Source organism: Paenibacillus sp. AD87, from assembly GCF_001659845.1.
GTDB classification, from domain to species: Bacteria; Bacillota; Bacilli; order Paenibacillales; family Paenibacillaceae; genus Paenibacillus; species Paenibacillus marchantiae.
Window position 1 is genome coordinate 3167733 of sequence record NZ_LXQN01000007.1, and the last position, 24975, is coordinate 3192707.

At 46.7% G+C, this 24975-nt stretch carries 20 protein-coding genes; 3 read left to right on the forward strand and 17 right to left on the reverse strand.

Annotated features, from left to right (window positions below; genetic code table 11):
* Positions 1-16: 16 nt before the first annotated feature.
* Positions 17-475, reverse strand: coding sequence for a VanZ family protein (locus gpAD87_RS13655; protein WP_064638870.1), 459 nt, complete (start codon positions 473-475; stop codon positions 17-19).
* Positions 476-518: 43 nt separating this feature from the next.
* Positions 519-653, reverse strand: coding sequence for a hypothetical protein (locus gpAD87_RS32805; RefSeq protein ID WP_269453511.1), 135 nt, complete (start codon positions 651-653; stop codon positions 519-521).
* 494 nt (positions 654-1147) lie between these two features.
* On the opposite strand from gpAD87_RS32805, the gene gpAD87_RS13660 reads away from it, so the two are divergent.
* Positions 1148-1957, forward strand: coding sequence for a CPBP family intramembrane glutamic endopeptidase (locus gpAD87_RS13660; protein ID WP_064638871.1), 810 nt, complete (start codon positions 1148-1150; stop codon positions 1955-1957).
* A gap of 111 nt (positions 1958-2068) precedes the next feature.
* On the opposite strand, the gene gpAD87_RS13665 is transcribed toward gpAD87_RS13660, so the two are convergent.
* From gpAD87_RS13665 to gpAD87_RS13730, 14 genes are all read right to left on the reverse strand, one after another.
* Positions 2069-4501, reverse strand: coding sequence for a glycogen/starch/alpha-glucan phosphorylase (locus gpAD87_RS13665; RefSeq protein WP_064638872.1), 2433 nt, complete (start codon positions 4499-4501; stop codon positions 2069-2071).
* 330 nt (positions 4502-4831) lie between these two features.
* Complete coding sequence (glgD, locus tag gpAD87_RS13670) at positions 4832-5935, reverse strand: glucose-1-phosphate adenylyltransferase subunit GlgD (RefSeq protein ID WP_063563384.1); 1104 nt, start codon at positions 5933-5935, stop codon at positions 4832-4834.
* Positions 5936-5962: 27 nt separating this feature from the next.
* Positions 5963-7132: a glucose-1-phosphate adenylyltransferase gene (locus gpAD87_RS13675; protein ID WP_064638873.1), complete on the reverse strand. Its 1170-nt coding sequence runs from the start codon at positions 7130-7132 to the stop codon at positions 5963-5965.
* A 506-nt stretch (positions 7133-7638) separates the two neighbouring features.
* Entirely contained in the window at positions 7639-8781 is a 1143-nt protein-coding gene (locus tag gpAD87_RS13680) for an amidohydrolase family protein (protein WP_064638874.1), read from the reverse strand.
* A 2-nt stretch (positions 8782-8783) separates the two neighbouring features.
* Positions 8784-9842, reverse strand: a complete 1059-nt coding sequence (locus tag gpAD87_RS13685) for a pyridoxal-phosphate-dependent aminotransferase family protein (RefSeq protein ID WP_064638875.1) — start codon at positions 9840-9842, stop codon at positions 8784-8786.
* Complete coding sequence (locus gpAD87_RS13690) at positions 9826-10611, reverse strand: ABC transporter ATP-binding protein (protein ID WP_063563380.1); 786 nt, start codon at positions 10609-10611, stop codon at positions 9826-9828. The genes gpAD87_RS13685 and gpAD87_RS13690 overlap by 17 nt, the downstream gene beginning before the upstream one ends.
* A gap of 2 nt (positions 10612-10613) precedes the next feature.
* Complete coding sequence (locus gpAD87_RS13695; protein WP_064638876.1) at positions 10614-11366, reverse strand: ABC transporter ATP-binding protein; 753 nt, start codon at positions 11364-11366, stop codon at positions 10614-10616.
* Positions 11366-12232, reverse strand: coding sequence for an ABC transporter permease (locus tag gpAD87_RS13700; RefSeq protein WP_157258462.1), 867 nt, complete (start codon positions 12230-12232; stop codon positions 11366-11368). Before gpAD87_RS13700 ends, gpAD87_RS13695 begins: the two co-directional genes overlap by 1 nt.
* Positions 12229-13173 carry an ABC transporter permease gene (locus tag gpAD87_RS13705; protein WP_231952554.1) on the reverse strand — a complete coding sequence of 315 codons (945 nt, stop codon included), beginning with the start codon at positions 13171-13173 and terminating at the stop codon, positions 12229-12231. Before gpAD87_RS13705 ends, gpAD87_RS13700 begins: the two co-directional genes overlap by 4 nt.
* Positions 13170-14789 carry an ABC transporter substrate-binding protein gene (locus gpAD87_RS13710; RefSeq protein WP_064638877.1) on the reverse strand — a complete coding sequence of 540 codons (1620 nt, stop codon included), beginning with the start codon at positions 14787-14789 and terminating at the stop codon, positions 13170-13172. Before gpAD87_RS13710 ends, gpAD87_RS13705 begins: the two co-directional genes overlap by 4 nt.
* A 211-nt stretch (positions 14790-15000) precedes the next feature.
* Complete coding sequence (locus gpAD87_RS13715; RefSeq protein ID WP_064638878.1) at positions 15001-16152, reverse strand: iron-containing alcohol dehydrogenase; 1152 nt, start codon at positions 16150-16152, stop codon at positions 15001-15003.
* Between the two features lie 282 nt (positions 16153-16434).
* Positions 16435-17292, reverse strand: a complete 858-nt coding sequence (locus tag gpAD87_RS13720; RefSeq protein ID WP_064638879.1) for a GNAT family N-acetyltransferase — start codon at positions 17290-17292, stop codon at positions 16435-16437.
* 131 nt (positions 17293-17423) lie between these two features.
* A complete protein-coding gene (locus tag gpAD87_RS13725; protein ID WP_064638880.1) occupies positions 17424-19118 on the reverse strand; it encodes a M3 family oligoendopeptidase in 1695 nt (564 codons plus the stop codon).
* Between the two features lie 261 nt (positions 19119-19379).
* Positions 19380-20186 (reverse strand): glycoside hydrolase, encoded by an 807-nt coding sequence (locus gpAD87_RS13730; protein WP_231952556.1) that lies wholly within the window; start codon positions 20184-20186, stop codon positions 19380-19382.
* Between the two features lie 689 nt (positions 20187-20875).
* Here gpAD87_RS13730 and gpAD87_RS13740 point away from each other — a divergent pair.
* Together gpAD87_RS13740 and gpAD87_RS13745 are read left to right on the forward strand one after the other, a co-directional pair.
* Positions 20876-21616, forward strand: a complete 741-nt coding sequence (locus tag gpAD87_RS13740; protein ID WP_090805728.1) for a hypothetical protein — start codon at positions 20876-20878, stop codon at positions 21614-21616.
* Positions 21617-21758: 142 nt separating this feature from the next.
* Complete coding sequence (locus gpAD87_RS13745; protein WP_053779896.1) at positions 21759-21971, forward strand: hypothetical protein; 213 nt, start codon at positions 21759-21761, stop codon at positions 21969-21971.
* Positions 21972-22073: 102 nt separating this feature from the next.
* Here the strand turns inward: gpAD87_RS13745 and gpAD87_RS13750 are convergent, their stop codons facing one another.
* Positions 22074-24821, reverse strand: a complete 2748-nt coding sequence (locus tag gpAD87_RS13750; protein ID WP_197521419.1) for a hybrid sensor histidine kinase/response regulator — start codon at positions 24819-24821, stop codon at positions 22074-22076.
* Positions 24822-24975 lie beyond the last annotated feature (154 nt).

Consider the following 24975-nt stretch of genomic DNA (forward strand, 5'->3'; position numbering starts at 1 on the left):
AACTGCTATTCGCAGTTCATTTTCGAGTCCTTCTCTGTGAGAAGATGAATAAGGCAAACCCTATGTATCCAATCCAGGCACCCACTGTATTCAAAATAATGTCATCGACATCAAACGAACCAACACGGGTAATCAATTGCGTAATCTCAACAACTAACAAAAGTAAGACGACAATACCTGTAAATGGTAAAAACTTTCGGCACCTGCGGAATAACCAGGGAATCCATATCCCAAGCGGGATGAACAAAACAATGTTCCCAAACAGATTCTTCACCCAGGCTTCCGTATGATATCTGTTCTTTTCGAAAAGTAGGGGCTTGATTGTCTCTAATGGTACCAGATTATATTGATAATTCACGCCAGGCGTTCTCCCGCTGACAAAGAGCAAGTCACCCATAATCAACACATATAACAATGCCATACATGCGACGATTGTGAGCATCCACCTGGAGTGGAGCCACGAACGTTCGTTCATTGTCTGAATTCCTCCGACCTTTTTTCCCGCGGAGCGGTAAGGTCTATTTTAAAGGGATATAGATCTTCATGTCCAGCTGCTCAGGCGTGGAGTTCCATACTTCCACCGTGAACCCGGCATATAAACCGCCAGGAATTTCAATGGGAAAATAGCTAGGCTTCAGTACTTTTTTTGTCATTTTCCACGCTGTTCATCAAGAGAGGAAATATAATATGTTTTTTACTAGAGCAAGCTCTTCAACTGTCTGCCTCATCCTTTATACCACATCGTTACCTAAACAGAACCTAAACTACAGCAGTGAAAATTTAGCTGGTTTTTATCCATTTCGTTAGCTTCTATTTAGCTTGGCCTACTAGAATTGTAAATGAGGAAGCAATCCAAATATGTTCCTCGTCACCGTAGCTTCCGTTGGATTTCTGGATCATTCGAAGAATTAACACAGAGAAAATAAAATTTGCGAGAAGGAGGACGTATGATCCTAACCATAAAAGCGCTCGTTGAAAGTGGGGGGATGAAAGACTGGACGTTCGCAACCTTTGTATTAAACTCCGCAATATTGTCGGCACTGTTTCCAAAGACTTAGCGGGACTATATCTTGACTTAATCGAAGTTAAAATCTTAAAAAAACAAGAGCAAATGAAAAAATATTAATGTATAGTGGGAGTGTTTATCATGTCAATTAATAGGGACAAGCTGCAAGAAACTTTAGACCCTGCCCTTCGGGTTCGTCCCCGCGTAGGATGGGCAGTTCTCACATATTTCCTCTACAGCGCAGTCTTCTACGCGATCTTCTTGCTCAACGGTATCGACTACACGCGAGTGGGTGAGAGTGAGCGTACCCTTCTTCTCTGGTACATAGCACCGCTGTCCGGCGGTGCCGTGCTTACCATCACAATGGTCACGATCTACGGATGGTGGCGTCCTAGCCTGGTTGAAAGGCGGCGTCTTTCTCGATGGACAATGACTCTGCCGATCATCATGATGGTCATCGCGATCGTGAACATGCTGACCGGCGATTTCACCCGTGTCACCCCCCTCATGTGGCTGTATCTCATTTTCGGCAGTATCATGGTTGGCTTCAATGAGGAGATGATCAACCGAGGTCAGTTAATTGTTGCTCTGCGCAGCCGATTCGGCGAAACTGGGGTCTGGCTGCTCTCAACAGCGATGTTCGCAGTCTTCCACCTGCCGAACATGTTCTGGGGCATCGGAGCGGGTGCCCTGTTCCAGGTAGTGATCGCTTTTGGCCTTGGTTCGATCTTCTATCTTGCTCGGCGGTCTACCGGATCACTCGTGGCCTCCATATTCCTGCACGGGTTCTGGGACTTGAGCGTCTTCTCAGCGAATGGCGCATCGGCGTTACCCATCGCTGGTTTACTAGCTCCGTTGTTGGTGATCGCTGCAGTGATCACGGTTCCGATCATCCTTCGTCGTGAAAAGCGGTGCGATAACGCACAAAGTGTGTCACGACCAGTCGGCTGATTCATACAAAAATCCCCTTGTGCAATAAGGAGTGATCTCTGATGAAGGTATATGAACCCAACAGAGATCAACCTAATGTACAAGGGGATTTCATTGTTAAATAATACTTATTTAAGCTTTCCAGTGTCCGGACACCGGATGAATGCCCCAGATATCAGTCGCATACTCACTGATGGTACGATCACTGGAGAAAATGCCGGAATGAGCCGTATTCAGCACTGCCTTGCGTGTCCAGCCCGATACATCGCGGTAAGCCGAATCAATGGCAGCATGCGCATCGGCATAGGCAGAAAAGTCACGTAACACAAAGTACTCGTCACCATGAGCCAGCAAGGAATCATAGATATCCCAGAATTCACCATCACGCTCACAGAACACTCCCGGGTGTACCAGCTGCTCCACGACCTCACGAATTCGTTCATCCTGCTGTACAATCTCATTCGGCCGATAACTGCCGGATCGGTAATATTCAAGCACCTCGTCTGCACTCAGACCAAAGATAAACATATTGTCTTGACCAACCTGCTCTGCCATCTCGACATTCGCGCCGTCCATGGTACCAATAGTTAACGCACCGTTCATCATAAACTTCATGTTCCCCGTACCGGAGGCTTCTTTGCCTGCGGTTGAAATCTGTTCGCTGACGTCCGCGGCAGGAATGATTTTCTCGGCAAGAGAAACCGAGTAGTTTTCCAGGAAAAATACCTGCAGGCGATCTTTCACGGCCGCATCGCGATTAACCGTATCTGCCACCGTGTTAATCAACTTGATAATTTTCTTGGCAAAATAATAACTCGGCGCTGCCTTAGCTCCAAAAATGAACGTACGTGGCACGATATCAAACGAAGCATCGCTCTTGAGACGGTTATACAAATGCATAACATGCAGAATGTTCAGCAGCTGCCGTTTGTATCCATGCAGCCTTTTCACCTGTACGTCAAAGATGGAATCCGGATTGACCGCCTTTCCGGTATGATCCAGGATGTACGTGGCCAGTCGCTCCTTATTATTACGTTTAATGGAATGGAACTGCTGCTGGAATGAAGCATCGTCTGCAACGCCTACCAGCTCATTCAGTCTGCCCGGCTCCCTAATCCACTCACTTCCAATCGTATCTGTGATTAGATTCGACAGCTTCGGATTGGCATGCATCAGCCAGCGGCGATGGGTAATGCCATTGGTTTTGTTATTGAAGCGCTCGGGATATAGAGCATAGAACGGAGCCATCTCCCGTTCCTTCAATATTTCGGTATGCAATGCCGCGACACCGTTGACGCTATGACTGCCCACAATCGCCAGATGAGCCATTCGCACCTGATCATTCGCAACAATCGCCAAATGCTGGATACGATCCTGGTCTCCGGGATAACGTTCGAGCAGCATGCCACAGAAGCGTTTGTTTATCTCTTCAATAATCATGTAAATGCGCGGCAGCAGCTTGCTGATCATGGCTACAGGCCACTTTTCAAGCGCCTCACTTAGCGTTGTATGGTTGGTATATGATACGGTGCGGGTCGTAATATCCCATGCTTCATCCCATCCGTAGCCTTTGACATCGATCAGAATGCGCATCAGTTCGGGAATCACGAGTGTTGGATGCGTATCGTTGATATGGAACGCCACTTTATCCGGCAATCGATCATACGAAAGCTCCAGCTTATTAAATGTACGCAAAGCACTCTGTACGCCTGCCGAGCACATGAAATATTGCTGTTTCAGACGGAGCAGCTTGCCCTCGTATTGGGAATCATCCGGGTACAAGAACTCCGAGATCGATTCTACCGAACGGCTGTAATCCAGATATCCGTAATAGTTCGAAGGGGTATCAAGCGAAGTCTCCCGCTTGGGCTCCGCACTCCACAATCGCAAGGTGTTTACATGGGGCTGGCCATAACCAATCACAGGCACATCATATGGTACAGCTACCACTGATTCGGCATCCTTCGTGACAAATTGATAATGTCCATCCTGTTCATAGGCTTCCACACGGCCCCAGAACTGCACTTCCACCTTTTTGTCCGGACGACGCACTTCCCATTCATTTCCCTTCTCGAGCCAATTATCGGGTAATTCCACCTGATTGCCGTTAATAATTTTTTGCTCAAACAAGCCATATTTATATCGGATTCCGCATCCATGTCCCGCATAGCCGAGGGAAGCCAGTGAATCCAGAAAACAGGCTGCGAGTCTTCCCAGACCTCCGTTGCCGAGCCCTGCGTCCGCCTCCTGTTCTTCCACCTCTTCCAAAGAGAAGCCCAGTTCAGCCAGACTGTCACGAACGAGTTCCAATTCATTCACATTTAACAGGTTGTTGCCGAGCAGACGTCCAATCAGGAATTCCAGCGAGAAGTAATAGACCTGTTTATCCTGGCGCTGCTTAAACCCCTGATTCGACGCCGCCCAATCTTGACCCGCATATTCGCGGATCATGCTTCCAAGTACGTGATAGACATCCTCCTGCGTTGCTTCTGCTAGTGGTTTGCCCAATTTGCTGACCAGATTGCGTCTAAAAATACTCTTGAACGTTTCCTTGTTGTCAAACAAAAGAAGGTTCCTCCCGGTGAAATCCTGTAGGATGTGGCGGTTCATACACCAAGTGCTCAACGTTCTGCAAAGTGGCCGTTACGGATACGAATCGTTCTTTCGATCGCTGTTATCTCTGTATTTTCTTTATTCTATTATTCAGATGTGAAAATACAGTGATAAAGGCGAACGCTACGCTTCTCCAGAATCGATTTCGTTCCCTCCACTACGTTTGCACGTTGCCAAGCACAATCGAAGTTGCATTTCAACTTTCGCCCATGAACCTTAAATCCATCCTACAGGATTTTTATTTTATATATATTTATAGATGATATCGGTTAAGTGTTGGTATTAGATAATAGTACTCTTCGCCAGAATATATGGGTTCGACGGGTCGCCGATCAGCGTCTGGCCGCCGCTTAGCTTCACATCTTTGTCGAGAATGACGTTCTCCAGAACGGCGCCTTCTCCGATGTAGCATTTTTGCATAATAATGGAGCCTTTAATTTTGGCACCTTTCGCCACATGTACCCCACGGAACAGGATGCTGTCTTCGACTTCCCCACCCACAATACAGCCGTTCGCGAGCAAGGAATGTTTAACCTCAGCAGAGTCCAGGTATTTGGCAGGTGCCTCATATTTAATCTTGGTTTGAACAGGCTGTTCCTTGAACAGCTGCTCATACAATCCGCTATTCAACAATTCCAGACTGTTGCGGTAATAGCTATCAATCGAATTGATCACGGCGTGATAGCCATCATAGGCATATGCAGCAATGTTCAAGCCATCCGGATTTTTCTGAATCACATCACGGAAGAAATGGCTTTCGCCATGAGCGATGCAGCGCTGCACCTGGCGCAGGAACAGTTCTTTTTCCATAATGAAAATTTCTGTATATATATTCGGGTGATCGGCGCTTTGGTGAATGTCCACCACATTACCGTTCCCGTCATCTTCAACTTTGACACAGGCGTCATGTTCAGGCAGCAGTTTATCCACTTTTTTGCAGACCAGCGTTACATCCGCGCCCTTGCTTATATGGTACCTGTACACATCCTGCAGATCTGCTTTCGTTACGTGCCGACTACCTGCATGGACAACATATTGCCCTGAACCCCGGCGGAAAAAATCGAGATTATTGTGAAAATGCTGCAAATCCCCTTGTGACGTATCGGTCGGATCGTTCCAGTCCGGTGGCAAAATAAACATGCCGCCATGCTTGCGATCCAAATCCCACGGCTTACCGTCTCCCAGATGATCCATGAGTGAACGGTACTTGCGACGCACAAATACACCGATACTCTCAATGCCAGCATTCATCATATTGGATAATACAAAATCAATCAGACGGTAACGCCCGGCATAAGGCACCGCGGCTCCGCAGCGAAAGTACGTCAATTCCTTCAATTCCTCAAGCTCATGGTCAAGGTTAATAACTCCGATCAATGGTTTCATCGCATGCACCGTCCTTTGGGGTTTAGATTAGGCTTTGCTTGTCATTCCCTCGAGAAGCTGACGTTCCAGTTCTTCCTGATCGACCAGTAATATATCACTCTCATCCTCAGGGGCGGGTGACAGATGTACTCCATCCGGGATCACCAATCCTTCGGCAATAATAGCTTTGTGAATGCGTACATTTTGACCGATCTTCACTTTTGGCATGATCACTGAATCGGTTACGGAACTGTTCTCTCCCACCTCAATACCGTAGAACAACACCGAGTGTTTAACCTCACCATGTACCACACTACCTTCACTGATGATGCAATTCCGTACCTTCGCCGATGGTGAAATATATTGCGCAGGCTGATTCGGATTACGAGTATAGATACGCCAGTCCGGGTCGTTCAGATTAAACGGCGTTTCCTCATCCAGCAGGTCCATATTGGATTCCCACAGACTGTGGATTGTACCGACGTCCTTCCAATACCCTTCAAATGGATAAGCGTATAGTGATTTTTCATTTTCAAGCAGCAAGGGAATGATATCTTTGCCAAAATCATAGGAGGTGGATGCCTGCTGTTCGTCCTGGATCAGGAAGCGTTTCAGTACATCCCACTTGAAGAGATAGATACCCATGGAAGCAAGCGTGCTCTTGGGTTCAGGAGGTTTTTCTTCGAATTCATAGATGCGATAATCATCGTGGGTGTTGAGCAACCCGAACCGGCTGGCTTCTTCCAACGGAACATCAATGACCGATATGGTGCAATCTGCATCCTTTTCTTTATGGTATTGAAGCATTTTCTCGTAATCCATTTTATAGATATGATCCCCTGACAAGATGAGCACATGCTCAGGATCGAATTGTTCGATAAAATTCAGGTTACGGTAGATCGCATCCGCCGTACCGCGATACCAGTTACTACCGTCTTCACGTTCATGAGGAGGAAGTACATATACCCCGCCATTTTTGCGGTCCAGATCCCAATCACTGCCAATGCCGATGTAGGAGTGCAGCACCAAAGGTTCGTACTGGGTTAACACACCGACCGTGTCGATGCCAGAATTGGAGCAATTACTTAGAGGAAAATCAATAATGCGATAGGTTCCGCCAAAATAAACAGCAGGTTTGGCCAGTGATTTGGTCAATCCCTTTAATCTTTTGCCTTGCCCTCCAGCGAGCAGCATCGCTACAACTTCTTTTTTTGCCATCATTACAGCCTCCTCCATGTGCATTCGTTCTAAATCATTTCAGAGCCCATAATCCGATATGCTGTTGTGTGGACACTTTTGTCATGATTAGGAGCATGCTGTACAGACTATGTTGCTCGGAAATTCCAGCCAAACGTTATTCTTTGTAATGTCTGAAAGTAGATGATACATGCAGAATTGCCTGTACTTGTTGTGTAGAGGTGATAGGTGGATGTATAAATCAAGGTGTACCCCGTGTAAAATGTAATACACTACTCCTATATAACATTAAACACGAAACGGGCTGAGGAATCTTGCTGGAAAACTTCGACAAAAGTTTAAGTGGATATCACTCCTTCCTTTATGCCGCTGTTATTAAATATTGTATTCGCTGATGAGTCTGCAAAATCCTTTTGGAAAACTTTTGGGGATTTAATTATCGCTTAATATTCGCCAGACAACCTGCTCCTTCGAAAGCAACATAGCGCTCACTGCATTCACGAGAAAGAAAAAACGCAGAAACCAAGTTATGGTTTCTGCGCTCCAATAATTACGGACACGATGCTCTTTCGCAACTGATCTGCATTTTTCGTTTGATACGGATCGGCATTGAAAATAATAGCATCGGCAATATAGCCTTCCCCAATCTGTCCCAATTCGTTGCCACGACCCAGAATATCAGCAGCGTTTGACGTCGCAGATTGCCACGCCTCTGCCCGGGTCAGGCCATAATCGATCAGCGTATCCAGCTCTTGCAGATTATAGCCATGCAGTGAAGGTGTGGCGTAATCGGTACCGAAACCGAAACGAACTCCTGCTCTTTTGGCATATCCGATGGCTGTAGAATGAGCTTCCGCAGCGCGTGCAGCACGATCACTGATAACAGTAGGCAACGCCAGCACGCCTTTTGGATCTGCGGCAATACGATATATCGATGTGGTGGGCACAAATGCCGTTCGGGACTGCGCAAGCCTGCCCGCCTGATCCTCTGATAAGAACATTCCATGTTCCACCGATTCCACCCCGGCCTGAATAGACCAGTCTATCGTCACTCCACCCCAGGTATGAACCAGCACCTTTTTATGGTTGGCATGGGCATGTCGAACGATGAATGCGAACTCTTCCTCCGAAAATACAGGATCGAGCACTTGTTCCGTAGGGGCTCCCAGTCCACCTGTCGCCATGATTTTAACCCATCCTGCGCCTGTATCAAAAATTCCGTTCAGCCGTTGTTCTAGATGCTTCACACCACGGGCATCTGCCGCTCCCAGCATTTCACTGCTGGTTTCAACTCTTAAGGGGTGTTGATAGTGCTGAGCGAGATGCCGAGCGGTGCTTGGCAGCATTCCACCTGCATCACGAGCCGTAGTTACTCCCGTCCGGAGGGTGGCTGCAAAAGCTTGCGCCTGCATCACTTCGATCTCATGGCTGTCACGCTTTAATTGATCCGCATGGTCAAAGTCTGTCCAGGCCAGATGTGTATGAAGATCAATAACTCCGGGACTTATCCATATATCTGTACCCGGAAGCGATGCGTTATCATTCTGCGGCACGGATTCTGTAACAGATGCAAACCGGCCATTCTGAATCGAGATATCGAACCGTTTGCCTTTAATGCCTGCTATAAAGATATGTTTGAAGCTTTGCTCTTCCGGTTTTACCTGGGTCATATTCATTTCCCCCAAACGAGGCGAACAGCCTGGACTGCTTGCTCATGGTCCTCATTTAATAATGCCGCAATGGTCGCAACAGCTTCTTCCACTCCTGCCAAGGACGCATTAACTCCAAAATGATTAATTCGCAGAAGCTGACCAAAAAGTTCTCCATCCCCCGGAGCAACGATGCCAATCGGCTGATCGATATGCAACTTCTTCTCCCCGGAAATTCGAACCGTGGTTGTGAGAGTCGAATATGTTCTGTTATCTTTTTGCCAAGGCTCCAGACCCAGGGCCTGAATTCCCGCTATAGCAGATAACGCAGCCTGTTCATGACGCTTGATCACCTGCTCCAAGCCTTCAGACTCAATAGCTGTCAAAGCCAAAATCAGTGCTCTGGCTTCCAGCGTTGGAATGTTGGGAGGAACGCGGACGGGTGCAGCCCCATCGCCTGGTGGCTTCAGATCAAGCAAAGACAGGATGGAGTTGCGCGGTGCATGTGCATTGGATTCGAGAAATTCCCATCCACGCGGCGAAATGCTTACTGCGCTGATGCCGTTAGGCCCAGCCAGGGCTTTTTGTGCACCCACAGCTACAAAATCAACACCCCATTCATCGACCGGCAGAGGCTCTCCCCCAATCGCTGATACAGAGTCGCTCACCGTAATCAGGTTATGGGCACGCGCAATCTTTATGATTTCTTCTGCGGGATTCGATCCACCTGTAACCACCTCTGCTTGAACAAAGGATAGTGCGGACGGTTGATACTTTTCAATCGCAGCAGCTACCTTCTCCACAGGTACAACTTCATCAAAAGGAACTTTGACTTCAATAACCGTTGCCCCTCCACGTTCAAGCCACTGACCAAACAAACTGCCATAAGGCCCTGTTACGACATTAACTATCGTACGACCCGGTGCAGATATTCCAGCTGCCACGGCCTCTATGCCCAAGATGGCCTCACCCGGGATGATCACCGGAGGATACTTTGTATTCAAAAGGTTGGAGAGCAATTGCGTAAGTGTATCGTATTCCGACAGGGTAAGGGGTATGTTTCCTTTATATTGTTGGCTCATATAAACCTCCTATAGAACTTGATTTCGGCATCTTTGGAACTGCGGACAGCAGCTCTCGGCTGTATGCCGTTTCAGGTCGTGTGAAGAATTGATCTTTGGGACTAATCTCCACCAGCTGACCCTGCCGCATGACTGCTACCGTATCGCTAATGGCATGGATAACTCCAAGATCATGAGAAATGAACAGAAACGTAAGATTAAGTTCCCTCTTAAGTGAATTGAACAAATCGAGCACACTCCGCTGCACAGAAACATCCAGTGCACTTGTCGGCTCATCCGCAATTAGCAGACTCGGCTCTACGCTTAAAGCGCGTGCAATGGCGATCCGTTGGCGCTGACCGCCGGAGAATTCATGCGGATACTTGTCCAGTGCCCTGCTTTCCAACTGAACACGGGCCAAGAGATCTCTCGATCTTTTCTCCACCTGTGAACGGTCTACAATGCGATGAAACAACAGCGCTTCAGCAAGAATCTGCCGAATGGAATGTTTGGGATTCAGTGAAGCATCCGGATTTTGGAAAATCATCTGTATGCTTTTATACTGCTCACGACTTCTCTTCTTCTTTAATTGCTGATCTCCCAGCAAAATCTGCCCCTCATCTGGCGTAATTAACCCGGCAATGACTCTCGCAAGGGTAGATTTGCCCGAACCGGACTCACCAACAAGACCAAGCGTGGTATGCCTCTGAAGATTTAGTGTGATGTTATCCAGCGCAGTAAAGTCACCATATTGAACCGTAACATTCTGAACCTGCAAAGCTAGTTCCATAGTTATTCGCTCCCTTCTAGCTTCGGTAAAGGAAGCACCGAGTTAATAAGCATCTCGGTGTAAGGATCTTGCGGGTTTTGCAAAAGGCCAAGCGAATCCCCGTGCTCCACGATCCGCCCTTGCTTCATCACGCACAGCTTCGAGCACAGCGTCGCTGCAATCGCCAGATTATGTGTTACAAACACCATGGCGAATCCCAGTTCACGCTGCAAACGTTGGATCGTTTCTATAATTTGACGCTGCACAGTAACGTCCAGTGCCGTTGTTGGCTCATCACAGAGCAGAATGCCTGGCTCGCACGCCAGAGCCAATGCAATGACTACCCGCTGACACTGCCCACCTGACAGCTGGCTAGGGTATCGATCCTCACGCTTCAATGAGTCGGGAAGCCCCAACAGTTCAAGTAATTCCAGCGCTGCTACCCTGGAGGCCTTCCTGCTTAACTTTTGCCTGTAATAGACAACTTCCGCCAGCTGTTTAACAACGGGACAGAGCGGATCGAGCGCACCTCTCGGGTCTTGAAACACCATGGCGCTGTTAACATCACTCCGAATGGTTCCACCCGTCTGCTCCACACCGCTTGGTAACAGTCCCAGAATGGAACGAAGAGTTAGTGATTTACCGGAGCCGGATTCACCTACTAATCCCAGGCTCTCCCCTCGCCCAAGCGAGAAATGTACATCTTGAACTAATTTTTGATTTGACTTGGTTGACAGAGATAGTGCCTTGACTTCAAGAATCGGTTCAGTGGACATTATTTTTTCCTCCATACATCGGCCAATCCATCACCGACAAGCGACAAAGCAATTCCCGTGTAAACGACTGCAAATCCCGGAACTGCCGAGAGCCACCAGGCTGTCGTGATAAAGGATTGTCCATCCGAGATCATCGTGCCCCAATCCGGGGTCGGTGGTGCGATGCCAATGCCCAGGTATCCAAGCGTAACAATCGCCACCAGCAGCCCCACCATATCCGTCATGAGGACAACGATCGCCTGAGGTAATACATTGGGCAGGAGATGACGAAGGATAATCCGTATTCCCGGCAAGCCCAACGTCTGTGCGGATGCGATCCATTCCTGCTTGCGGTACGATGCACTCAGCCCCCTGACGACACGGGCAAAGACAATCCAGCCAACGAGCATAAACGTAATATAAATCCCCCGCTCACCTGCTCCACTGGCAAAAGCCACGATAATGACGATGAGATAAAAAGGGAAAGCGATAAATGTATCGGTGACCAACGATATGATCTTATCAGTCCATTTTCCGTAATACCCTGCGAGCATCCCTAGAAATACGCCCATGCAAAAAGGTACAATTTCCGCTAGCACCATAATGCTCAAATCGGTTCGCGCGGCATAAATCAGTCTAGTGAACAAATCACGTCCCAGTTGGTCTGTGCCCAACCAATGTTCAGCAGACGGAGGTTGCAAAAAGGCACTCAAATTTTGCTCCGAAGGGTCATAAGGACTAATCCACGGTATGATTACAGTCAAGATGATCAGCACGGCAAACATCACACTTCCCACAAGCAGGGAAGGAGTTTTCAATATACGATTCATGAGACTGGTGTTTTGGCTGTCTTCATATAACTGAGGTTCAGTTCGTATCGTTTTCATGGTTTTCCTTTCGTTCTGGGATCAAGCCACCTGGAAAGAAGCTCTATCAGGAGACTGATGATCACGACAGATACAGCACAGTAAAGGGCTATGCCTTGAATGACCGGGAAATCCCGTTTGGAAATGGAACTAAACAAAAGACTGCCAATTCCTTTGATACCAAATACCTGTTCAACGACCAATGTGCCGCCAATGAGATAAGAAATATTAACGCCAAGAAGGATCAGCGTCGGTAGCGCCGCATTGCGCAGGACATGTTTGAATAGAATGACCCGGCTCGGTAATCTCGCAGCCTTCAATGTAACTACAAAATCAGATTCCAGTACTTCAAGCATCTGGGCTCTCAATGAACGAACCAATGTTGGAATCTGTGAAAAAGCTACGGTAATGGCGGGAAGTGTCAAACTGTATAAGGTGCCCCACCACCCTTCGCCAACTCCACCAACGGGAAACCAGTGAAGATGAACACTCAGCAGCAGAATCAAAAGGATGCCAACCCAGAAGATTGGCATACCTAGCGTTACCGTAGGAAAAATACGTATCAAATGATCCAGCAGCTTATCCTTGTGTGTAGCGGCCAATGTAGCAAGCACGAGTGCAATGACAATTGACAATGCACATGCCATGCCAATGAGCAGCAAGGTAACGGGTGCACGATCAGCAATTAATTCTCTAGTGGAGGTTCCGTTAATAATGGAGTTGCCGGTATCCCCCTGAGTGAACAGTGTCTTCACAAACCTTATGAATTGTTCCCCCAGCGGCAGATCCAGCCCGAGAGCATGGTGCATGCTCTCCACGGCCTCGGGGGTGCTGTACTCGCCAAGAATCATTTTAGCAGGATCTCCTGGTACCATTCTGATGAGAAAAAAGACTGCTGTCATCACACAAAGGATCACTGCCAACGCTCTTCCCACAGTACTGATCAACCAGAACTTATTCATTTCTGAATACGAACGTCTTCAAAACGCACACTGCCATTAGGCAAAACAACAATGCCATCTACTGAAGAACGAACGCCAATCAGAATATCCGGATAATAAAGTGGAATGTAAGGCACTTCATCGGCAAGCGTTTGAAGCAATTTGGAGTATATTTCGGCACGGCCATCGCCGTCCGGTGTTTGTTGACCTTTATACAGAAGCTTGGTTACTTTATCATTGGTGTAATGCGTCCAGTAAGATTTGCTGAAGCCATCAGGGTCAGTCTGGAACGCAACGATTGAGTTCGCTTCTGGAGAATCGGCTTGCCCACTGTTCAGCATCGCTGCGAAATCATAAGCAAAGAATCGTTCACGGAAGGTAGCCAGTTCAATCGATTCAATCTCGATATTAATGCCAATTTGTTTCCCCGCTGCCTGAATGATTTGCGCTTCTTGCGCTCTAGTGCTGTTGCCTGAAGCTACAAGCAGTTTTGTAGTAAATCCATCAGGGAAGGCCGATTTAGCAAGTTCCGCTTTGGCTGCATTTACATCAAAATTTAATGCCTTGAGAGTATCATTCGAATTGTAAGGAATCGTTGTAGGCAGCAATGAATTAGCAGTCTGTGCGTAACCAAAGGTAAGCGCCTTAGTCAGACCGTCACGATCAAGTGCCAGAGCCAATGCCCGGCGAACATGCACATCGGAAAAATGCTTATCCAACGTATTAAAGAACAATTGCTCTGTCACCCAGCTGCCGTTGGTTACAACGGTTGTATCCGCGCCATTTTTGATTTCATCAGCATTTTGCAGAGCCAGCGACTCAATCGCATCTACTTCTCCCGCCTTCAACTGGTTGATTGCTTGGCTGTCATCTTCTATCAGCTTGTAAACCAGCTTATCAACCGATGGCTTTCCTTCTTGCCAGTAGTGAGTGTTCTTCGTAAAGGTCACATCGCCTGCAGGGTCCCACTGTTCAACCACGAACGGTCCTGTACCTACCGGCTTCTTAAAAAATTCTTCCTCGGTAACTCCGCCAAAATTGTTCGGAATAATACCGTTCGAGAAGTTGGAAAGCTCAGAGATAAATGGCGTATACGGCTCTTTAAGCGTAATCACCAATGTATGGCTATCCGTTGCTTTGACAGTGTCTACCTTGGCCGATATTGCCAATGGGCCACCCACCTTCAAATGGCGCTCCAGCGAGAATACGGCATCCTCAGCCGTAACATCTGTGCCGTTGGAGAACTTCAAGCCATCACGCAACACAAACGTATACGTCAAACCGTCATCACTGATGTTATGCGACTTGGCAAGCCAGTCCACAATCTCGCCCTTGTTGTCAAAAGCAACCAAAGGTTCAAATACTTTATCAATGGCAAAAGCATTGTTCGATGTAATCTGATTATGCAAATCAAACGAGGTTACGGAAGCCGGCCGACCATATACAAAAGTCCCCCCCGTTGCAGTCTCGTCCGTCTTTGAATTTTCATCCGTACCTTGGCTCGTACCTGGCTGGGCTGCTGCATTGGGAGCAGGATCATTGGTCGATCCGGAGCAACCGCTAACGATTACCAATAATAGAACGGCTAACGCTCCTACCCATAATGACTTTCTCGTTGATGATTTAAACTGTGACATGACTGACTCTCCCCTTCCAATAAAGCTTATGTGTTTAGTATGGATTGATTATGGATTAAAGCACCCCCTCTGTCAAACAAAAAATAATGACTATTGCGAGATAAAACTATTTTATCCAATGAAGGAAATGAATCCGTATTTATAAGGCTCAGAAGCACGTGACACACCAAAAAAGCCAGAATATATTCTGGCTCTCTCTTTGTTCTTAACTTTATATGATTTTGCGGAATAGCTCCATCACTTCATCCCTGGAAGGTTGATACGGATTGCCCGGTGCACAGGCATCTTTCATGGCATTATCCGCCAGCAATTCAACATCAGGGTCTTTCACACCCAATTCTGACAGTTTCTCAGGAATGCCTACCTCCTTGGAAAGCTGACGAATGGCTTCGATCACGTACTCCGAGCACTCCTCATCCCGTTTTCCTTTTACATCCATACCGATTGCTTTGGCAATATGACGGAATTTACCTGGCACATGCTTTGCATTCAATTCCTCTACATAAGGGAGCAACATCGCGTTACATACCCCATGCGGAAGGTCATAGACTCCACCAAGTTGATGGGCCATCGCATGTACATAGCCCAAGCCTGCATTGTTAAAAGCAATCCCGCCAAGAAAACACGCATACGTCATATGCTCTCTTGCTTCCAGATCACTACCATCCCTGACCGCTCTGGGCAAATATTCAAAGATCAGCTCAACGGCAGCAGCCGCTGTAGCACTCGTCACCGTGAACCCGCCAGGCGTCACCATGGCTTCCACCGCATGGGTCAATGCATCCATGCCCGTGGCCGCTGTAAGATTGGCTGGCTTGCTCAGCATCAGTTCCGGGTCATTCACCGACAAGTCAACGAGACTGTTTCGATCCACCATCACCATTTTCACCTTGCGTTCCTCATCTGTAATCACGTAGTTCATGGTCACCTCACTGGACGTGCCAGCCGTTGTGTTAATGGCAACAAGCGGCACGGACTTGTGTTTCGATTGATGCAAGCCTTCATAAGCACGGATATGTCCACCGTTAGTTGCTACAATGCCGATCCCTTTGGCAGCATCCTGAGGTGAACCTCCGCCTATCGATATAATGGCGTCACAGCCATGATCCTGAAATACCTGAAGTCCGTCATGTACATTCTGACAGGTGGGATTGGGCTGAACCTCATCATATACCACATAGTCTAACCCTGATTTTCTTAGTATAGACAGCACTTGTTCAGCAATGCCGGAAGAAATCAATCGACGATCAGTTACGACAAGCGCTTTGTGAATACCCATATTCTCAATCATCTTGCCTGCTTCGTGTAAACATCCTCTGCCCATCAAGTTCACGGGCGGAACATAATAAGCGTGTGTTGCCATCTGAACCAGCCTCCTGTTACCCCTGATTTACTGTCTTTATTGTAACTGAATCCGTTTTCAGATATAGTGAAATAAATCACAACCAAGTTGATAAATGTTTCATTTGCACGGAATTATCTAAGAATTATCCAATAATCATGAATGCTCTTCAGTAACTTGCTTATCTGTGCTCGAATTAAAAAGGGTACGTTGATCTTGGATTCACAGGGTTCATAACTCGAATCGAAAAACAGGGGCTATCCCTGGTCATTTTCATGACTTCGGGACAGCCCCTACAGATATTCAGTAATTTAGAAGCTCCTGAATCGGCATGTAATAGACGGGATAAGCTCTGCCTTGATCGAAACCAAGCTTACCCGCTATCGCGATGGAATCATGACGGAAATCCTCTGTCGTCCAGTGTGGAACACAATTCTGTTCCAGAACGGATTGCACATAAGCGCTTGCCATGGCCGTAGCCAGGCCCTTGCCACGGTGTATCGGATCGTAGGTGTTGATGCCTGTTTCATGGTGAATGCCACTGACAAACACAGAGATACATGTACCTACAACCTGCCCTTCATATACCGTGCATGTGCCTGCTCCGTATCGGAAGAAGTCCTCCACCGAATGCCAGAATTTCAAAATTTCCTGTTCAATGATACAGCTTTTGTCCTCCAGCATTACAGCTCGATCGATAATTTGAAGATTATATCCCGGAGGAACGAACAAGGAGCTGGAACTGCGTTCCAGCCACTGTTCATACTTCGCAAGATTGAATTGAAAAGGAACTCGCAATCCTTCTCGCAAACGCCCATTGAACATGTGATTCAGGACGGGAGTCCAATCTGAGCCGGGCTCGGGGTAAACTTCAAGATTCAGCATGTCTTCGCCAGCATCTAACGCTTCAGGTAATAGCTCCTGAACAAGTACCTCCCTAACAAGGCTATTGAATTGTTCATTATCCGATCTTCCGATCAGGTAAAACATTTCGTTTTCGGCCCAAATCAGGGCGCTTTTCGGCGCATGAAGTTGGTCTGCATAGACACACCCCCGTTGAAGTCTCGCAAGCACTCCACCCATAACCACATGCCCGTTTGTACCCGAGATGAAGGGCGTCAATTGCTTCCTTTGGGACGGTTGATCCAGTAAAACCAACATGGTATAACCTCGCATTCTTTGTATAGGGTGGGTGAAAAAAACATTCAAATCCGCCCTGCCTCAGAATGCTGTAACGTCAGTTTTTTTCCTCGTTCCCTTTCACCTCTTCGACCTTTATTTTTATTTTTCGCTTACAACGCTTTATCGTCTACTGCGTCCAACCAGGCTTCGATATCGCCGATGACGGAGGATACGCAGCCGTCTTCAAACGGAGAATTCAAACCTGCCAGTTCTACCAATCCTGTGAAGGACAGGCTTCCTCCGGCTTTACACAATGTCAGATAGTCAGCCCATGCGGACTTCATATCCTGGTTACTGCGTTTCCAGAACTGGAATGCACAGATTTGTGCCAGTGTGTAGTCAATGTAATAGAACGGCGACGAGAAGATATGACCCTGCTTGTGCCAGAATCCGCCTTGTTCCAAATAGGCGTTATCTTTGTAATTGATGTGCGGCAGATAGGTCTTCTCAATATTGCGCCAAGCCTGCTTGCGCTCCGCTGGTGTTGCATCCGGATTTGCATAGACAAAATGCTGGAATTCATCGACTGCTACGCCATAAGGAATGAAGAGCAATCCGGAAGACAGGTGATCAAATTTGTATTTGTCCGTATCTTCCTTGAAGAACAATTCCATCCACGGCCATGTAAAGAACTCCATGCTCATGGAATGGATCTCTGCGGATTCATACGTTGGCCAGTTGTACTCAGGTACTTCGAAGTGACGACTCTCATATACCTGGAACGCGTGACCCGCTTCGTGTGTCAACACGTCGATATCGCCTGATGTACCGTTAAAGTTGGAGAAAATAAACGGCACTTTGTAATCGTTCAGGAAGGTGCAATAGCCCCCGCCCTGCTTGCCCTTTTTGCTCACCAAATCCATCAATTCATTGTCGGTCATCATCTGGAAAAACGTATCCGTTTCCGGTGACAATTCAGCGTACATTTTCTTACCATTGTCAATGATCCAGTCGGCATCCCCTTTAGGTGTCGGGTTACCTGTCTTAAAGCTGAAGCCCTGATCATAAAAATAGAGGGTATCCACATCAATCCGGCTGCGCTGACGCTCTCTGAGCTTCGTAGCAACAGGCACGATATAATCACGGACTTGTGCTCTGAAATTGGACACCATCTCCGCGTTGTAATCCGTACGGTTCATACGGTCATAACCGAGTTCCACATATGTTGGATATCCCAGCTTCTTCGCGATCTGCGTACGCACTTTCACCAAATCGTCGTAAATGCGATCGAATTCAGCCTCATGTTCAGCCATGAACGTATATCTTGCTTCCGATGCACGTTCCCGCATGGAGCGATCCGTGGACAACTCAAAAGGATGCAACTGCGGCAATGTGCGTTCTTCACCTTCAAACGGAATTTTGGCCGAAGCAATCAGCTGGTTGTATTCCGTGGAAAGTTTGTTCTCTTTCTGAAGGTCCTCGATAATTTCAGGGCTGAATGTTTTCAGGGACAGATCCGCCAGCTGGAACAGCTGTGAACCCCATTTTTGTTCCAGTTCACCACGAAATTTGGAGTTTACCAATGCCCGATAATAATCGGTGATGTATTCTTGAATGATTGGAGAGCTTTCATCCAGAAATTCATTTTCTTCTTTGTAAAATGTATCATTGGTATCAATGGAATGACGGATGTAGACCAATTGTGCCTGAGTCTCAAAGTCACTTCGCAAAGCGTTAATCTTGTCCATATATCCATTCTGCTCTTCAACCGTAGTCGCGGCTTCAAAACCACTCAGAAGCTCACGGAATGACGTTTTGATTTGTTCCAGATCGGGACGTGTATACGTATACTCACTAAATTTCATTTATGTACACCCTTTCCTGTTAGGCATATTTCGGGATTCCCCGAGTTGAACTAAACCCTATTATACAAAAGAGCAGCCTAAAAATCCCAACTTTACGAAAAATATTTGTCCATCGGTCAAATGCAGCTACATCACTCGTTACCTATGTTACGCATGAATGTTAGGTCCAATACACAAGTAAAAGATGCTGCGTCAGCAGGAAATGGGTTTTCCTCCGAGCAGCATCTCATTAAATCAGGAATAAGCGTATAAACAGAGCCGTTACTGCACGTTCACATACCAGTTAGAGTAATTGATCTGGCCGCTGCCTTTCGTAATTTCGGTTCCATATTCAACACTGCTTACATATTTGCTGTTGGTAAAGTAACTTTTGGAGATCAGATAATCAGTGAAGTTTTTGACGTTGATGCTAAAGTTGTTAGGTGATTTTGACTTCTTCAGGAACGAGTATACCCACCATTGATGCACTCCGTTGTCCGTAATCTCGCCGCGATACAGATCATAGGTTTGTCCACCAATGGATACATCCGAGAACACTTTGGAACCAATAGGACCTACACCGGAAGTCCAATCGTTCCAGATCATAATCTCCTCGGTGGGTGTGCTTGACCAGGTCGCATTGCCGATGTCATGCAGCCAGATATCATACGCATTATTATATTCCCCTGTAGTGTTGGACGCCTTAGAATAACTTACTCCGGTATTGATACTTTTGTTCGCAGACAATCGCGTTGGCAGCCCACTGCCTGGCGTGAAACCCTCAGTCCAGTGCCAGCCGCTGACAAGAGAAGGATAAGCTTTGACTCCACCGGCAGTCGTTGGCCAGTTCCAAACGTAACCCAGATCAGTATTACTGTTCACATACACGGACTGGGACCAGCCACTGACACTTGAGCTACCCCAGCTATTGTTGAATATATAATACTTGTTGTTGCTGAAATTAAGTTTGGCATACGCTGTGGAATCCGATGCTGCGCTGGCTGTAATTGGAACGGCCGCAATCAGTAATGACATGACCAGCAGCATCCATGCTTTCTTGCCTGATCTTTTTTTCATCTTCAAACCCATAATGTTAGCCTCCCGTAAATTTTGATGTAAACGCTTACAGATGTAAGTGTAAAACATTTCCATGTACAAGCATACCACTTAAATCCGACATTATTTCATGCTATATTTAGACTTTTTGGCATTATATACAAATAAGCCCGCCTCGCATCCATTGCGAAGCCAGCTTATAGGCTTGTCTTTTCACATTTCTTTTCAATATACGCTAGTGTTGATCGTTGTCCATAATCTTGTAGAACCAGCCCATTCCGACCATTCCCACAACCATAATAATACCCATAATAATGATATATGTCATGAATGTAACCCCCCTGCTCCGTATTTCTTCACACTACTATCAGTTTACACGGTGAAACCCATTTTGAATTGACTGAACATTGACAAAAATACGAAATCTTCATTTCCACTCCATATATCGTGTCCTTTTTCATTGTAATTCCAACCGGTATGTCATTCATTCGATTATTCCACATCACCGGATCTGCATCCAAATGTTCACTTGCTGTCATTATCCAATCTCTCCTTTAATGCTTCGGAGCCTACTTTTTCACTCTAATTTTATAGATATATCATATCATAGCGTACGATCTACCTTGCTCTTATAGTGAACAAAGTTTCATCCGCCATCCTTACGGTGTATACTATACTTCTATGAATTGGAATTGGATTATACGCAGAAAGGTTTGAACTGAATGTCGACTCGCATACCCTATTATCGTCAGCTATTACTCGCTTTTTTACTAACTCTTATGCTGTTTATACTATCCGCCTGCGCTGATGGTGAAGCTCATGTCACGGTTAATATGGACGGTTCATCCGATCTGGCCCTGAATCTCAGCGTAACCGACTCAGCCCTGGGAATGATGGGACAAGACAATCTCATGACAATGCTCGCAAATACGTTGAAGCAGAATAATTTCCAGGCCGAAGTTTCGGACCAGGGAGATCGGACACAACTCAAAGCGACGACCCATTATGAGAAAAGTAATACCGTCTCTACCTTCAGCACGTCGGATCTACCTGATGGAATCAAAATGGAGCAATCCACTACACCTGGATTTTTCACTTCCAAATTGCATATTGCTGCGGAAGCAGACCTGATGCAGACCATACCCGATGGTGAGGTCAAAGACCAAATTAATAAGGTCCCCGGATTTCTCAAAAACCTGCTACTGAAAGATGTCAATTTTGATTTCAAGCTGACGCTGCCAATCAAAGTGCAGGATTCCAATGCAGATCTGGTCGAAGATCACGGAAAAACCCTAATTTGGCACGTCTCACCACTGAATACGAATAAGCTAGATTTGACCGTACAGGTCCCGAATATTCGGAACATTATAATTACGGGGGGCATTGCCTTGGTGCTGATCATTGCATTACTTATCTGGTTCATGGTCCGTCGCAGACGAACCCGACAGAGTCGGAATGTATAACTAACCACAGCGCAAGAAGCTTGGAGGAGATGACTACTATTTCATTTCTGACTTGCCAAATGGTGTTATGGATAGTAGAATACATCCGTACTGTGTGAACGGTTAACTTAACTATGGAAAAGCTAAAGAGGTGACAGGTTTCATGAATATCCGGGAATGCCCATTGCCTGGTATCGGAGTGAAGTACCAGTTTGATACAAAAAGCGGTAATAAGTTGGTCATTATTGTCCACGAAGACGGACGTCGTGAATTATTCTCGGTGGACCCCAATGACAACGAAGAACTTACCCTAATTGCAGAACTGGAAGATGACGAGTGTGTAACCCTTTCGGGATTAATTGGAGGATGGTCCTGACATCTGTCAGGCTACTACCAACATCCACGGAAGACCAAAATAACCTGCCCTTGAATTTCAGAGGCAGGTTATTTTTTTCGATAACTTGACACAAGCAGCCCATCAGCGCTCATGCTGGGAGCGTATGTACGGAACCCATGTGTTTAGCACACGACTTATTTCCGTAGAGCTGAACGGTTTGCTGATAAAGTCCTGCATACCGCATTTCAGACAAGCTTCACGGTCGTTCGCTCCTGCAAATGCCGTGATGGCAGCAATGACCGGAATTTCAGGGTGGGTTTGCCTAATCCGGCAGGTCGCTTCAATCCCATCCATAACAGGCATTTGGATATCCATAAAGAGAAGGTCGTATGTTTCCCTTTCCAATGCTTTCACCGCTTCTGCACCGTTCTCCACGATATCACATAGACCGCCGTGCTTACGAAGCATTTCCTCCAGCAAATGGCTGTTCAATGACTGATCCTCAGCTATAAGAATTTTGATCCCCGCTGCCAAACTTGTTCGATCCAGCTTCAGGTCGGGATCAACCACCTCTTCAATCTGATCCGTGGACTCATCTTTCCATCGTTCAAGTAACAGGGTGAAGTGGAAATCCGCCCCCTCACCTGTCTCACTCTGTACACCAATGGCGCCGCCCATCAGTTCCACCAGCTTCTTGCTGATGGCCAGCCCCAGACCTGTGCCTCCATATTTGCGATTGATAGCCGGATCGAGCTGTGAGAAAGACTGGAACAGTTGATGCTGCTTATTGAACGGAATGCCAATCCCCGTATCTTTGACCGAAACGGACAAGATCAGATGATTCTCATTGTAAAATTCCGCTGGCTTAACGTTCACGTGAACCTGAATGCTTCCCTTCTCCGTGAATTTGATGGCATTGCCTACTAGATTAATCAGAATCTGACGAATGCGAGTTTCATCGCCTCGTACGCGTTCGGGAATCTGCTCTGACATTTCACAGTATAGTTCAATATTCTTTTCGGAAGCTCTAAGCGCAAATAGTTCCATGACCCCGCCAAGAACAGATTTAATATCCACTGGCTGGCGTTCAAGATCCATTTTTCCTGCTTCAATCTTACTGAAATCCAAGATCTCATTCAGAATGTGCAGCAGTGATTCACCACTGTCGATGATGATATCGGCGAAGCCGTTCTGCTCCTCATCCAACTCTGTTTCTTTTAACAGATGGGCCATGCCCATAATTCCATTCAGAGGTGTACGAAGCTCATGACTCATAATCGCCAGGAACTCGGACTTGGCTCGGTCCGCATGTTCTGCCACTTCCTTGGCACGAATGATGTCCTTCACCGATGTCATATCGCGGAAAACCAGTACAGCTCCACGATTCTCCCCCTGCTCCATTATCGGTTTCAGTTGGAACTCCGCCAGGAAGCTGGAGCCATCCTGCTTCCAAAATACAGACTCAGATCGCGGCAGGCTTCGCCCTTCACGTACAGCTTGAAGAATAGGAGTGCTATTGGACGGATAAGGTATACCCTCACTTTGCATTTGTAACATGATCTCTTCAAGTGGCTTGCCATTCATCTCAGACGGACAGAAATCCATCATCTCCGTTGCAATCGGATTGGCAAATATCAGGTTACCATTCTGATCGAGGCCAATGACTCCCTCAGACATGGCATTGAGAATCAATGCTCTTTCGTAACTGAGATTTTCAATTTCCTCTACATACCTTTTAGACTCCGTAATATCACTAGTTATTCCATAGACGCCCACGACACGATCCTCGAGCAAAATGGGAACATTAATCACACTTGTTTCAATGCGCTGTCCGTCTTTGTGAATCAACCCCACTTCATAGCTCTGTGCGATTCCTTTTACAGTCTCTTCAAAATGATACCTCGTCTTATCCAGGTCCACCGGGTCAATGAGATGATCAAAGGATGAACTAAGAAGTTCCTCCTTGGTATGGCCTGTCAATTGCTCTTGACCTGCATTGGCCTTAAGCAGGTTTCCGTCCAAATCCAATGAAGCTACTCCAAGAGGGTTACTGTCGAACAATGATTGGTACTCCTGAAGACTTAATTGCTGCTGCTTGCTCGCTGTAATATCACGGGTCACTCCAATCATTTCCTGCAGATTTCCCTGTATGTCATATACATAATGAGTGATGGTATCCGCCCATATAACAGAACCATCCTTATGCTGGAGCCGATAGCTAATTCGATCAGGTGCAAGGCCCTGGATTTGACCAGCCACGAAAGCTTCAACTAGACGCAAGTCGTCGGGGTGAATGCAGAACAAGCCAGGTTGACCAACAACTTCTTCTGGATCATATCCCAACATACTTTTGCTGGCTGGAGATACGTACTTGAACGTCCGCTCCGGATCGGCATGGTGTATGGCAATCAGATCAAGCGAGGATTCGGCCAGCAATCTTGAGATTCGACTGCTCTCCTCCAACTGCTTGCGCTGTATAATCAATCGATTCTCCGCGTCCTTCTGCTTCGAAATATCCGCTGCCTGAACAAGCAAATAAAGTGGCTCGCCGCTCACTTCATCCCTGACGATGCAGGCTCTTACCGTCGCCCAGAGAAGAGAATCATCCTTACGCTTAAGCCGTAACTCAGTTTCATACATCAGACTTAATCCATTGGTCATATCCCAGAAATGGGATCTGAACTCCTCCATCTCTAAGTCTTCCTCATAGATCATATGTACAATTGGTGAGTCAATCAATTCATCTTCACTGCATCCCAGCATTTCACAAAATGCCGGATTAAGCTGAAGCCAACGTCCGTTCACATGCGAAGCAACAGCAATGCCGATCGGTGCATGTGTATATAACTGCTCGAACAGAGAGCGATTCTCTGCAATTGGATTCGACACCACATATCCTCCTTTATGGGGAATCTGAATATATTCCGTATGAACAGATCGACCTGAACATAACTTCATCTATAAGAGTAGTACCCCAAATGTCATGATTTATAAACGAGATCAACAAAAATTCCAGGCAATAATCGACATTCTTATCGTGTGT